The 12,615-nt window shown below is 39.3% G+C and carries 12 protein-coding genes; 6 read left to right on the forward strand and 6 right to left on the reverse strand.

Going from position 1 to position 12,615, the window contains the following annotated elements:
- Positions 1–14: 14 nt before the first annotated feature.
- Positions 15–2,240: a CapA family protein gene (locus SANK73390_RS09020; protein ID WP_462765574.1), complete on the reverse strand. Its 2,226-nt coding sequence runs from the start codon at positions 2,238–2,240 to the stop codon at positions 15–17.
- Between the two features lie 374 nt (positions 2,241–2,614).
- Between SANK73390_RS09020 and tyrR the strand changes: the two genes are divergently transcribed.
- A complete protein-coding gene (gene tyrR / locus SANK73390_RS09025) occupies positions 2,615–4,171 on the forward strand; it encodes a transcriptional regulator TyrR (RefSeq protein WP_462765576.1) in 1,557 nt (518 codons plus the stop codon).
- 26 nt (positions 4,172–4,197) lie between these two features.
- Here tyrR and SANK73390_RS09030 read toward each other — a convergent pair whose 3' ends face one another.
- Positions 4,198–4,698, reverse strand: a complete 501-nt coding sequence (locus SANK73390_RS09030) for a hypothetical protein (RefSeq protein WP_261594360.1) — start codon at positions 4,696–4,698, stop codon at positions 4,198–4,200.
- A 126-nt stretch (positions 4,699–4,824) separates the two neighbouring features.
- Here SANK73390_RS09030 and SANK73390_RS09035 point away from each other — a divergent pair, with 126 nt between their 5' ends.
- Positions 4,825–5,355, forward strand: a complete 531-nt coding sequence (locus SANK73390_RS09035; protein WP_462765578.1) for a thioesterase family protein — start codon at positions 4,825–4,827, stop codon at positions 5,353–5,355.
- Positions 5,356–5,403: 48 nt separating this feature from the next.
- Here SANK73390_RS09035 and SANK73390_RS09040 read toward each other — a convergent pair whose 3' ends face one another.
- Positions 5,404–6,054 carry an OmpW/AlkL family protein gene (locus SANK73390_RS09040; protein ID WP_462765580.1) on the reverse strand — a complete coding sequence of 217 codons (651 nt, stop codon included), beginning with the start codon at positions 6,052–6,054 and terminating at the stop codon, positions 5,404–5,406.
- Between the two features lie 272 nt (positions 6,055–6,326).
- On the opposite strand from SANK73390_RS09040, the gene dapE reads away from it, so the two are divergent.
- Positions 6,327–7,499 carry a succinyl-diaminopimelate desuccinylase gene (gene dapE / locus SANK73390_RS09045; protein ID WP_462765582.1) on the forward strand — a complete coding sequence of 391 codons (1,173 nt, stop codon included), beginning with the start codon at positions 6,327–6,329 and terminating at the stop codon, positions 7,497–7,499.
- Positions 7,500–7,682: 183 nt separating this feature from the next.
- Positions 7,683–8,129 carry an Hsp20 family protein gene (locus SANK73390_RS09050; RefSeq protein WP_462765584.1) on the forward strand — a complete coding sequence of 149 codons (447 nt, stop codon included), beginning with the start codon at positions 7,683–7,685 and terminating at the stop codon, positions 8,127–8,129.
- Positions 8,130–8,327: 198 nt separating this feature from the next.
- Here SANK73390_RS09050 and SANK73390_RS09055 read toward each other — a convergent pair whose 3' ends face one another.
- From SANK73390_RS09055 to SANK73390_RS09065, 3 genes are read right to left on the reverse strand one after another with little or no spacing between them, the layout of a single operon-like run.
- Positions 8,328–8,855 (reverse strand): hypothetical protein, encoded by a 528-nt coding sequence (locus tag SANK73390_RS09055; RefSeq protein WP_462765586.1) that lies wholly within the window; start codon positions 8,853–8,855, stop codon positions 8,328–8,330.
- Complete coding sequence (locus tag SANK73390_RS09060) at positions 8,852–10,036, reverse strand: peptidyl-prolyl cis-trans isomerase (protein WP_462765588.1); 1,185 nt, start codon at positions 10,034–10,036, stop codon at positions 8,852–8,854. Before SANK73390_RS09060 ends, SANK73390_RS09055 begins: the two co-directional genes overlap by 4 nt.
- Positions 10,036–11,046: a phospholipase C/P1 nuclease family protein gene (locus tag SANK73390_RS09065; RefSeq protein ID WP_261594353.1), complete on the reverse strand. Its 1,011-nt coding sequence runs from the start codon at positions 11,044–11,046 to the stop codon at positions 10,036–10,038. The genes SANK73390_RS09060 and SANK73390_RS09065 overlap by 1 nt, the downstream gene beginning before the upstream one ends.
- A 196-nt stretch (positions 11,047–11,242) precedes the next feature.
- Here SANK73390_RS09065 and SANK73390_RS09070 point away from each other — a divergent pair, with 196 nt between their 5' ends.
- Entirely contained in the window at positions 11,243–12,064 is an 822-nt protein-coding gene (locus SANK73390_RS09070) for a MipA/OmpV family protein (RefSeq protein WP_261594352.1), read from the forward strand.
- A gap of 46 nt (positions 12,065–12,110) precedes the next feature.
- Positions 12,111–12,458 carry a DUF3019 domain-containing protein gene (locus SANK73390_RS09075; RefSeq protein WP_261594351.1) on the forward strand — a complete coding sequence of 116 codons (348 nt, stop codon included), beginning with the start codon at positions 12,111–12,113 and terminating at the stop codon, positions 12,456–12,458.
- The last annotated feature ends 157 nt before the right edge of the window (positions 12,459–12,615 follow it).

Here is a 12,615-nt window from a genome sequence, read left to right on the forward strand (position 1 = left end):
CCAATTCTATATGGTTAAAAGTGGCTATACGACATTGTTAGGGTAACAGGTTTACTTGCGTTTATTTTGAGAAAATCCATCCCATGCATTTTATTATTCTGCCAGTGATTATCAACAATATTAAGGGTCTTTTGCCACGAAACCAACGCTATTTGATCTAAACTAAGTGTTGCCTCTCCAGTTTCTGGCGGTGAGTGTGTAAAGGCAACATTAACTCCGCGAGCTGGTAAGTTTTCTGGCCCTAATGTTTGGTTATCATCAGGAAGCTCAAAATGATATGAAAATGCTTGCCAGTCGTAACTACCAGCATTTATCAATGGTGTGCGGGTATTACTAAATTCAAGTCCATCTTCGGCTGTTCTAATGCTCAACTTAGCTTTGAAGTCTCCGGCATTATCTGCTTTAGCATAACCGAAGAGTGTGAAGTCATGATATGCCAAAAGCGTATTATCTGCGGGCGTGATGGGCATGGTTCGAATGGTCTCGCGAAACGTCAGTGTTAATGGTGTGTTGTCAAATTGTGTTCTGGATAGGCAAGCACCTTGCTGATGTTGATAGGCACCGCTAATGCAAGTAGAAACATCTTCATCACTTAATTCCCATCTGGCTACCTCGCCAAACTCTTCATCATTATCCCAGTCTTCAAAGTCACCAAAAATCATTAAGTCTCTACCAAGTGTTAACTCTGCACTTTCGTCAATGTGTAGTTGCGATATAAATGCGTTGCTGGGGGCATATTCCCTTAAATCTACAACGTGTACCCCTGATGGCACTGTAACAGTTTTCGTGAAGGTCTGAGGTGTAATTTGAGTATTTGAAAAGTATACATCTGCGTAGCCGTTACGAGGTATGATGGTTACATTATCGTCAGAAAATTCAGCTATGCGTCTCACTAGATAGTCACTCAAAAAGCCTGTTACTAGTCGAGGCTCATAGTTTTCTAGGTATATTGGGTAGGCACGTGCAAATTGTGTCGCTGGAGTTTGGGTTTTATCAATTGTTACAGATACAGCAAGGCCCAGTAGTGTTTCTAATCGATTTTGATCAAAGATGAGATTACCTAAACCTAAAATTGCGGGGGTATTTTCAAATACAGCAAACCCTTGTGCTACATGTGGGTGGTGAGCTATGGCTAAATCAATATTACGACGCGCGACAAATTCAAATCGGTTGCGGATGTAGCCTGTTGGAGCAAAAGAGTATTCATCGCCGCCGTGCATTTGTGCAATAACATAATCACTGTTACTTTTGGCAGCTACCAAAGCTGCATTCAACTGTGTGTTATTGGTAAGGTCTGCAGCGCCTCCTTTAGTTTCCTGAGCAATATAATCTATGGGGTTTGCTTCTCCTGTAATTGAAGTAGCCGAGACTAAAGCCAACGAAGTTCCATTCACTTGAGTATAAAGTGGTGCATATGCTTGTACGCTGTCAAAGCCTGCTCCACTGTGTAAAAGTCCTGCGCTATTAACATAATTCAATGTATCGCTTAATCCTTGCTCAAGGTAGTCGTATACATGGTTGTTGCCTAATGCTACATAATCAATACCCATACTCTGTATACCAGCAAGCGTGTCAGGTAACGAGAAAAATGCAAACTCTTTAGTTGGGTGGACACTCGTAGGGGTTTCTAAAATAGGAGACTCTAAATTGACGGATGCAAAGTCAGCACTACTAAATAGTTGCTTGAGATACTTTGCAATATTCACAGCGCTTGAAGCGGCTGTTTGTGGTTGGATAAGCGCATCATCAATATTTGGCACGTTATTGGACATAGTGGTCAAACTAGGGTCCATGAAGCGCCGACCAAACATAGTATCTCCACCAAAAATTAATGTTGCTTGTTGGGGAGATTTTTCGGTCATACGAATAGAGTGAGTTGTTGCGTTAGGTAATACCCTAATGGTGGAGGTATTGGTAAAAAAGCCAGGTTTTACGACATGAACAGTGTAGTTACCCAAAGGTAAATTATTAATCGTTACGTTACCCAAAGCATTGCTAATAAATACTTGGTTGGCAACGAATACCTGCGCCTCAGTAACATGTGTACCTGTGGTTTCAGTTAGGGTGATGTCAACGGTCAGTGTTTTTTCTTGCTGTTCTTGCTGCTGTGTTTGCTCTTGCTGTTGTTGCTCTGATGGGCCTGTTTCATACGCATCTTCAACAGAGCAAGCCGATAGAAAAAGGCATGCAGCAATAGTAATACTGCGACTTATAAGGAAAAAAGGCAGGTTTTTTTGCATATTGACTTCCCCTAATTTTGTCTATTAAAGATGATCTTATCTTACTATCATGATGGTAATCTATTCTAAAAACAATGCTTTTTATTCAATTAGTTATTACACCACGATATTTTAGAATAGCTGATGAATTGTTATTTATTATGAGCTTTATGCTTAAAAATTTATATTTATAGAAACTGAACGAAAATATTTTATATAGCGCGATGGTATTAGCCATCTTTTTAAAGTAGTAGGGGTGTCACATTAAAGCATACAAAATTAAGTCTTTTTATAGATAAAAACTATTTTGTTCAAAATTGTTTACATTATTCTAGTCCAGTGGCTATTCTTAGAGTATGATTGCCCTAAGTTGTGCTACCCCTTTTGAGGAACAAATGCGTCTTGAAATTCATTGTGCAGACCGAATCGGTATTGCCCAAGAAATACTTAACATCTTGGTTAGTTATCAAGTGGATTTAAAAGGTATTGAAGTTGATTCAATAAATTGTCGTATGTACGTTAGTTTTCCCCCTATCGAATTTGAACAATTTCAAAAAATAATGCCAGAGATTAGGCTTATTGATGGAGTTGAAGATGTTAGAACGACAGCATTTTTGCCTTCTGAGCGAGAGCATAATGAGCTATATACATTGCTAAGTGCGCTGCCTGACGGTGTTATTTCTATTGATGCTAAAGGCTGGGTTCGCCATTGCAATGATGCTGCGTGCAAAGATTTAAACCACCTTGAATCAGAAATAATTGGTTCTAATATTAATAATTTACTAAAAGGTTTTAACTTTACTCGCTGGCTAGAAGGTAAAGAAGTGCTTGGCCAAACAACGCGGGTTGAAGTGGCTGGTGAAGACTATATTGCTGATATTTTACCGATAGCCGTTCCTCAAGGTAATGAAGACGATGTATTAGCTGGTGCGGTGATCAACATTAAGTCTCAAAGCAGACTCGGACAGCAGGTCAGTGCATTTCGTCGCTATGGGCAAGAGAGTTTTGCGACGATTCATAACCACAGTACGGCAATGCGCAGGGTGGTGCGTGAAGCACGTAAGATGGCTCAGCTTGAAGCACCAATTTTAATTACGGGTGAAACGGGGACTGGTAAAGAGCTACTTGCCAGAGCGTGTCACTATGCGTCTAATCGCTCGCTAAAACCATTTATTGCATTGTCATGTGCTTCATTGCCAGATGATGTAGCAGAGTCAGAGCTATTTGGCTACGCAGGATATGAAGATAATGCAGCCCCCAAGCGAGGCGTTTTAGAGCAAGCTGATGGTGGTACGGTATTCTTAGATGAAGTCGGAGAAATGTCTAAGCAGTTACAAACTAAACTACTGCGCTTTTTACAAGATGGGACCTTTCGTAAAGTTGGCGATGAAAATGAAGTTAAAGTTAATGTACGTATAGTTGCCGCAACGCAAAAAGATTTACCCGCAATGGTGCAAGAGGGTAGCTTTAGAGAAGACTTATATTATCGGATTAATGTTCTGACTTTAGAGATAGCACCTCTGAGAGATAGAAAAGCAGATATAGGACCATTAGCTGAACATTTTATTCAAAAATATGCACAGCAAAATGGTCACCCAGCACCAAAGTTGTCACAAGAATGCTTAGAGTTTTTAGAGCAATACCCATGGCCTGGTAATGTTCGCCAGTTAGAAAACTCAATTTATCGAGCGGTTTCTTTGTTGGACGATCAAGAGTTACGAGTTGAGCATATGCAGTTGCCTACCTTTACTCATGACTTAGGTTACTTAGAGTCAGACTTTGAAGGGTCATTAGAGCAAGCTGTAAAACGCTTTGAGGCTACATTGCTAAGAAAACTATACCCTGCATACCCAAGTTCAAGGCAATTAGCTAAACGTCTAGGCCTTAGTCATACAGCTGTTGCAAATAAATTGAGGGAGTACGGTATAAACCGTAAAACTGTAAAGGTTTAAAACTTATAGTATCAAGTAGTTGGGCATTAATTCTTAATGCCCATATCTTTGGTGACTCCATCAAGTTTTACCCTATCAATGCCATCTTGATTAAACGACACCTCAACGCTGACATTTGGGCGAGCTAAAAAGTAGTCTCGCTTATTAAAAGTAAGTAAGTAATTACCTAAGACATTGTTGTTAAGGTCTTGTTTTTTTAGAGACAACTTGTGTTTACCTAATTGCCACTCAAACCCTTCAATAAATCCTTTATTAAATTCCTGCACCCAGATCTTAGTGCCATCTTTACTCAAAGTGATGGCGATTGAATATGACTCAGGCAGCTCTGACATCTCATAACTTTTGTCGCCGATGCGAAACTGCTGTGTGCTTGCTTGCCAACCGAAGCCAAATTTGAAGTCTTTTTCCACCCCAGTTGGATAACGTAAAGTACCCTCACCTGGTAAGTCAAAATCGGCGATGCTCATACTTGAAAATACTAAGCAAAAAGTAGCAAAAAGCGCTTGGAGGTTGTAACTGTTTTTCATTGTGATCAATCCGTTAGGCTTTACTGGAAGATTAGTTTAGCACGCCTTAGATGGCAAGTATTTGTTGTTCAGTAAGTGTTCTATGTTAAACTCACTCACAACAGTAAACTGGTTGGACCAACTAAGATGAATCTATATTTTCGACTTCTATTGATGTTTTGGAAAATAAAAAAGAATAAGCAATATCAATCACTTTTAGAGCCAATAGAGTGTCACTTTAAAGTGTTACCGAGCGACTGCGATATTAATTTTCATTTAACTAATTCTAGATACTTAGCATTTATGGACTTAGCAAGGACTTGGATGACTGAACGTATTGGCTTGTTTAAAGCGATGATGGCGAGGCGCTGGTTCCCCATTGTAAATGCGACTGCAATTACTTACATCCGAGATATAAAGCCTTTTGAATCATTTACCGTAACGACTCGTTTAGTGGGGTGGGACCATAAGTATTTTTACATTGAGCAAAAATTCCACTCAGCTCGAGGGCTACATGCTATTGCATATGTGCGCGGTGTTTTTCGTAAAAAGACAGGGATTGTGAGCGTTGAAGAAATGCTTGAAGTGGCTGGTTTTGATGGTGAGGCGCCAATTTTGCCGATAGAAATTATGCATTGGAAAGCGATGCTTGAAGAAAAGAAAAATAGTAATAAATAGCAAAAGGCCACAAAGGGTGGCCTTAGGAGCTGAATGAGAATTAAAATACTAGAATTTGTATTTTACACCGAACATTGCCACGACTGGGTCTAGCTCAACATCTGATGTCAGTGCTTTAGTGCCATTGGCATAAACAGTGGCATCGGTATTGATATCCATTTTAGAGATCATACCGTGCAGGCCCCATTTTTCATTGAGGTCATAATTAAAACCAACTTGCAGCGCAACACCAAATGAGTTGTCTAAGTCTACCTTTACATCATCTGTACCAAGGGTAGTGCGAAGTGCCTGTGTTGCTTCCTCATCAAAAAACACCGTGTAGTTAAGGCCTGCTCCAACAAATGGGCGAAATTTCGCATCTGCTGCAAAGAAATGATACTGAGCAAGCAATGTTGGTGGTAGATGTTTTATTTTTGCTATTTCAGCACCTTGCAAACCACCAGCACCATTAACAGTGTGTGAGAAAGGCGTTGCAGCGATCAGCTCAAATGTTATGTGCTCTGAGTATTGATAATCGAATGTCACGCCTAGCTGAGTGTCAGAGTCTGCGACTAATCCAAGTGCTGTGTTTTGATCAATATGCGATGCTGTATTACTTGGATTAACATTAATTGCCCCCACATTTACGCTAAATTGTGCTTGAGCAAATGGGGCTGCAACCAATAGAGCTGAAAGTAATGCTGTGCTAAGTGTTTTCATTGTCATCTCCTGAACCTATACGAGGTATATCTTTTTGATGGGTTTAATAATAAGAGTTGCTCGAATAAAAAAGCTGTTCTAGATCAATATTTGCGATTGGATGTTTCAGAATTTTTTGAAACTTTGATTTAGATTAAGTTTTATTGATTAAAAACTTTGATTTTGGATTGCTAATAAAGTGTATTGTCATGAATGTGACGCATTATTGCCATGAAATCGCAATGCCAAGTCGTTGTAATTGACAACCATGTTCAAGTATAGAGCTTAAAATAATGGCGCAACACCTAGCGAGCATTGCAAATTTTCCTTTAAACACTGTTGAAAAGCTGCAAAAGTTGATCCAAGCCCCTTCTGTCACCCCAAGTGATGCCGGTACACTGTCATGGCTAGCGACGAGGTTGCATGAACTTGGCTTTGAAATTTTATTACATGAAGAAGTACATGGTGTTAAAAACTTAGTAGCAAAACGGTGCTTTTCAACTGGGCCTAATTTTGCTTTTGCAGGGCATGTTGATGTTGTACCAGCTAATGATAAAGGCTGGTTGGCTTCCCCATTTAGTGGCGATATTATCGATGGCTGCATAATAGGTAGAGGCGCCGCTGATATGAAAGGGGGCATTGCGGCGATGCTCAGTGCAACTGAACAAATGTGTGCACATGACTTTCAATATCAAGGTACTTTCTATTGGTTGCTCACCTCTGATGAAGAGGGGGAGGCTGAATATGGTTCTAAGCGAATAGCGCAGTTTTTAACTGAACGTAGTATTGTGCTTGATGCATGTTTAGTGGGTGAACCAACATCAGATAAAACTGTGGGTGACACAATTAAAAATGGCCGTCGTGGCGCACTTTCTGGCAGAGTACAAATCAATGGTAAAGCAGGGCATGTTGCTTATCCTGAAAATACGGTCAATGCGGCACACATTGCAGGTGAAATTGTCGCTGCTTTAACGCAGTTGGTTTGGTGGAAAGATGAGGCTGGGTCAAAAACGCATTTACAAGTAACGGGTATTACGGTCCCCAATATTGTTGATAATTTGGTACCTAGTGAGTGTGAGATTACTTTTAATATTCGTTATAGTCATGCTTATCGTAGTGATGCGGTGTGTGAGCTCGTTGAGTCTGTGTTAGAAAAGTGGCAAAACCATTTAGCGTTTGTGTGGGAGAGGCCATGTGAACCCTATTATACAGGTGCAAATGAACAGAATTGTTTTTTATCTTTAACTGAAAAAGCAATTTATCAAGCAACAGGTCAATATCCAACTTTGAGTACATCAGGAGGTACGTCTGATGGGCGATTTTTTGCTTCATCATGTACACAAGTTATAGAGTGCGGCGTACGTAATCATACTATTCATCAAGTAAATGAGCATGTCCCGATCTGTGACTTACAAATGATAGAAGAGATTTACCTCAATGTTTTAAAAAAATTTTTTGTAGCTTAATGTGACTTCTTATTAAAAAAGTTAAGTTTTCACTTGAAAACAGTTTTGTTGACCATAAATAAGTATGTGAAGACGCCGAAATGGGTTTTTAACATATAACAAACTGTTTTTTAAATAAAAGTAGTTAACTGGTTCTTAAAGAAGAGTTAATCACTTATATCGCTTAATTATGAGGATATCATTATGCGCACTGTAGATTTATCACCACTTTATCGTTCATTTATCGGTTTTGACCATTTGGCATCGTTAATGGACGCCGCTGCTCGCACAGACAAACAGCCTAGCTTCCCTCCGTACAACATTGAACTATTAGATCAAGATAAGTACCAAATTACCATGGCTGTGGCCGGTTTTAGTGAGCAAGAACTGAGCATAGAATCACAAAGTAATACGCTAAAAGTATCTGGTACAAAAGCACAAAAGAGTGCGCAACCAGAGCGACAGTTTATTCATCAGGGTATTGCTGAGCGAAGTTTTGAACGTAAATTTCAACTAGGTGATCATGTTAAAGTAATCGGTGCTGCCCTTGAGCACGGATTATTAGTTATTAATCTATTGAGAGAAGTACCTGAAGCCCTTAAACCTCGCAAAATAGAGATAGGGACTGGCAATGTGTTAGAAAGCAAATAATAGCTTTACGCAGCTCTGTCTAACTGTAGTTGACCGTCAATGAGTAATAACAAAGCCGCTTAGAGCGGTTTTGTTATTTGTTCAAATATGAATGACGTTCCCATAAACCAATTCGTTACTACATTTAATCAATACAATTGGTACAACGCTATATTTAAGCTAAACAGTAAGCCAATTGCATCAGTCAGTGCGATGAGACTACGGAGAAACTATCAGTTCTTGTTGTAGTTTTTTACTCATTTCTCTGATCCCTGCTATTTTCTCTTGTGCAAATATTAATTCGTCAGCACTAATACCCTCTGCTTTGCCGCGCTTTAAAAGTGCTTCTAAACGTTCAATTTTATGCTTTGCCGCTTTAATAAATGCTTGTTTGAGCTTCCTTTCTTTAGCATCACCATATGCTTGATAACTCTCATGGTCGTTTAGGTCACCCTGATATGGTTCACTGGTGATAGGTTTGCCAATAGGAGGAATATAGATGTCTGTTTCATTCGTTTTAGTATCAACCGAGACAGCGCTATTTTGTGCCTTATGCTCAATGATGGTTGGTACTGAATTGTTATTAGATTGCATTGTCACAGAGGCAGCTCTTACAGCCATTTGCTCGCTGGACTGAGTGATTGGCATGGTACTGCTGATTTTTGATTCAGGCCCATACCAAATATGCAGAGCTACCCAGATGCTTATAGTGATACCTAAAATAGCTAAAATGTATTCTTTTTTCATAGCGTTATATTATTACTTTTAATCCATTTAGCTTTGTGTTTTTGGTAAGCATTTTTGGCTAATACTTCAGTCAAAGCAAGCTTTGCTTGATACTTTACTGTTTCACTCTCTTTATCATAGTAATCATAAAATCGTGACAGAGTTTGAGCTACGAACCATTGACCTTGGGGTGTTCTAATTGGTTTTGACAATTGCTGTGGCTGTAGACTAAACGCGACTTGATGTGCCCATGAGCTTTTATTTTGGCGCTCGACAATGCCTTGAGTTTTAGCGAATATATCATTTTGTTTAAAGTGGGTAACAGCACGTGCAAAGTCATACTTTAGAGCATACTTGTAAAACTGTTCAGCCTGAACTTTGCTTTTAAAAAATACAGCATTGGCTTTAACCTTCTTGATATACTTGAAACTTTGCTTATTTGCTTGGAAATAATCGTTTATTTGCCTATTGGTAATACTTTGTTGTAATGCTTCAACATAAGCGCTGCGTGCTCCGTGCATACTATGCAATACACCGAAGTATGAAAGCATAACAGGTCTGAGCAGCTCGGCTTTAGCAATGTGCTCTAGTTTTTGTTGAGAAAGCCCTTGTGCATTAAGTGAAGTGGAGAGCGTTTGCATAATTAGGTTAAATCGATGATGCTCATTAATGAGTGATTTGAATAAATTAATGTCACCTTGATGTAATCTATAACGATTTTGCATCGATTGTTCACTCATTAGCAAAGCTAAAGTCAGTGGTTTCTTAGCTAAGTGACTTAAATCTATTTTGTCTAACTTTGCCAGTTGATCAGTGGTGTAGGTATTATTACTTGGGTAAGCAGGTAAATTGCTTTTTAGCCATTTTGCTGAATAAGGTTGCCACATCTTTGCGTTTATTTTTGTGGCAGTGGGTAAGTTAAACTGACCCTTAAGCAAAGATAAAGTATACCTTCTTGCATGGTGATCACTACTAAAACCCACGGGAGATTGCCTTTTTAGAATACTAGGGTGAAGTTGTGTTGCTTGCTCTAGTAAAAAGGCGTTTTCAACCATACGATACTTTGTCTGTTGCAATGTGATGTTGGTGTCTTTTTCTCTAAGCACGCTATGAACTAGCTTGATTTCAGTGTCGCTAAAACTAGTGTTTGCATAAGTTGGCAAGCTTAAAACGCTTGCCAACAATAGGACTAAACTACGCATTAACGCGCCACCATAGCATGATTTAGTAAGTGAACGACCATGGCAATAGAATGTGGGATAACAAGTTTTGCAGTGTTTAAGCGGTCATAATGATCTTTAGAATTGAGCACAATACCGCCTTGTGCGTAAGAAAATGCGCCGCCTTGCGTTAGTAGAGGACGAATATCTTGAGCATTGTCAGGTAAAGGGGAAAAGCTATTTAATGCTTCTCTCACTAGCTGTGTATTGTTTAAATTCTCTGCATCATAGTAGTCTTTTACCCAAGACTCCCAGCTAGCGTGGTTAAGGTCTGAAGTTGTCCACGTATGATGAGGTTGTAAAAGATCCGTGGTGTGAAATACGAACCCCAGAATTTGTGGGTTACCACTTTGAAGATACTTCTGATACCAATACTGACCCAAGTTATCAATGGGTTGAAATGGCATTTCTTCAAAGTCGTCATACATACTGTATGTTGAATGGCTATCAATTCGATAATTCGCTTCTGTAATACCGTAACTGTTATACTCTGTATCATCGGCTCTAAACCACCCTGTTTCTCCTCCTCGGCCATCATCAAGGTAATCACCTTTTAGCCAAGTTGAAGCAATTGAGTCTACACTGCCCCAAACGGTTAGTTTCTCCCAGTTATATCCACCAAAATCATTACCATGTACATCTGCACCTTGGGTATGGTTTTGAAAGTGCCAATAACTCGTATATTTTACTATGCTCTGTGCTGCGCCCCAAAGTGGTGCTTGTACACAATCTCCTGTGATAGCCCCACAGAAAAATGTATCTTCAAAGTCATCTACATCAAAGGCTGCTTGGCCAAGCAGCTGTGCAAGTGAAGCAACACTCATATTATTGGCTTGTGCGTACTGAGAAAGTTTTTGGTACTGTGTGGAGCTTGGATTTTGTGCCATATAATTTACTGCATCGACAACAATACGTTTATGTGTTTCTTGACTAAAGGCATGCACATTGAGTGCTAAAGTGCCTAATAATGCGCAGAGTATGATTTTTTTCATAATTATCCTGTGGGTAAAGTAATCACTCTAGATGTAAAAACGGTATTTGACACTTTTATTGTTACTTTTTAATTTCAATTAGGTTAATTTTTAGTTTTAGAAGAAAAGGAATATGTGTTTGTTGGTTGCGTTTAGGTCAGGTATCATTAGGTAACAATTTCGGCACAAATAAAAACGTAAAGAATAATCATAGATTATGAATAACATAAAAATAATAATGCTGGTGCTATTGTTTTGTATTTCAATACGCGCAGAGGCACAAACAGAGTACGAAAATAGTGATGAATTGTATTGGCAGCTTAGCTTAGGCGCATTTTGGGTTGATATGACTTTACCCAAGTTAAAAGGAGCTGACTCAAACCTTGGTGGTGTCAGTATTTTAGCTGATGCACGCATCGAATATAAAAATTTTTATTTTCGTGTTAACTCAGGTGATTTTTTTGGTGGTGCAGATATTGGTTACCAAGTTTGGAATGACGATCAACAAGGAGTTGATATTATATATGGTAATTATCAATTAGGATTTTCTCAAAATGGTTATTTCGATGATGATGACCCTGTTCCTGAGTTAGAGGGAATTAAAGAACGTCATCAAGATCAATCATTTGGCTTGTCATATTACCGCTCTATTGGCCAATACAACGCAGCAGTTGAGCTTGTCTATGATACTTTTGGTGATAGTGGAGGCTGGGTTATCCACGCTGAAGCAACTCGAAATTTTGAGTTACGAAATTGGGATGTATGGTTTAATTTTGGTGCTAATTATTACTCAGGTAAATTCATCGACTATTTTTATGGTGTTGATGTTGATGAACAGTCCACTCATTTGCCACCTTATGAAATTAATGGAGCCGTTTCAATTTTTGCACAAACACAAGCTAATTACCCAATAGCGGTTGATTGGGTATTCAGCGCTGGTGGCTCGGTGTTGGTAGGGTCTGCGAACGTAACGAAAAGCCCATTGATTGGCTCTCGTTTCGCAACAGCAGTCTTTGCTGGAGTGAAATATGTATTTTAAATCAATATCTGCAAAGTGTTTGCTAGGAGCAGTTTTAGGTTTTGTGATGTCAGATTTACACGCTGAGGCACAGGTGCCAAGCCAAATCTTACATGTAACTCCAAATAAGTGTGTTGCACTACACCAAGGAAGAACTTGTTATACCGATGCGATATTCAAGATCAATACCCCGGCAATAGGTGACTACTGCATTCGACAAAGTCAGTCTAAACAAATTTTACAGTGCTGGGCAAATACACAGTCTTTTACATATACACTTTACTTTGGTTCTTCAGATAGCTTGAGTTATGAGTTAATTTCTCAAGCCTCTCATGATGTGTTAGCTGTGACGACGATTGATGTGAACTGGGTACATAAAGTACAAGTTAAAAAGCGTCGTTGGCGGTTATTCTAGGGGTTGTTGATCTTTGCTGTGTGTTTTTGCAGTAGTCATTCGGGTGTTTTCCCAAGGCAGAACCAGCGTCGCATAGTTATTCTATGTAAGCCAGGTGATAACGTAGAAAAAATGTCCGAATGACGCTGCCCAAAGGGTTCAACCAAAGGCTTCCAGT

The sequence above is a fragment of the Pseudoalteromonas sp. SANK 73390 genome, assembly GCF_054966645.1.

Excerpts from the sequence above, each read along its gene's own strand:
- SANK73390_RS09060 (WP_462765588.1), bottom strand. The coding sequence starts at position 10,036 with ATGCGTAGTTTAGTCCTATTGTTGGCAAGCGTTTTAAGCTTGCCAACT.
- SANK73390_RS09035 (WP_462765578.1), top strand. The coding sequence starts at position 4,825 with ATGAATCTATATTTTCGACTTCTATTGATGTTTTGGAAAATAAAAAAG.
- SANK73390_RS09030 (WP_261594360.1), bottom strand. The coding sequence starts at position 4,698 with ATGAAAAACAGTTACAACCTCCAAGCGCTTTTTGCTACTTTTTGCTTA.
- SANK73390_RS09075 (WP_261594351.1), top strand. The coding sequence starts at position 12,111 with ATGTCAGATTTACACGCTGAGGCACAGGTGCCAAGCCAAATCTTACAT.
- SANK73390_RS09055 (WP_462765586.1), bottom strand. The coding sequence starts at position 8,855 with ATGAAAAAAGAATACATTTTAGCTATTTTAGGTATCACTATAAGCATC.
- dapE (WP_462765582.1), top strand. The coding sequence starts at position 6,327 with ATGGCGCAACACCTAGCGAGCATTGCAAATTTTCCTTTAAACACTGTT.
- SANK73390_RS09065 (WP_261594353.1), bottom strand. The coding sequence starts at position 11,046 with ATGAAAAAAATCATACTCTGCGCATTATTAGGCACTTTAGCACTCAAT.
- SANK73390_RS09040 (WP_462765580.1), bottom strand. The coding sequence starts at position 6,054 with ATGAAAACACTTAGCACAGCATTACTTTCAGCTCTATTGGTTGCAGCC.
- SANK73390_RS09050 (WP_462765584.1), top strand. The coding sequence starts at position 7,683 with ATGCGCACTGTAGATTTATCACCACTTTATCGTTCATTTATCGGTTTT.
- SANK73390_RS09070 (WP_261594352.1), top strand. The coding sequence starts at position 11,243 with ATGAATAACATAAAAATAATAATGCTGGTGCTATTGTTTTGTATTTCA.
- tyrR (WP_462765576.1), top strand. The coding sequence starts at position 2,615 with ATGCGTCTTGAAATTCATTGTGCAGACCGAATCGGTATTGCCCAAGAA.
- SANK73390_RS09020 (WP_462765574.1), bottom strand. The coding sequence starts at position 2,240 with ATGCAAAAAAACCTGCCTTTTTTCCTTATAAGTCGCAGTATTACTATT.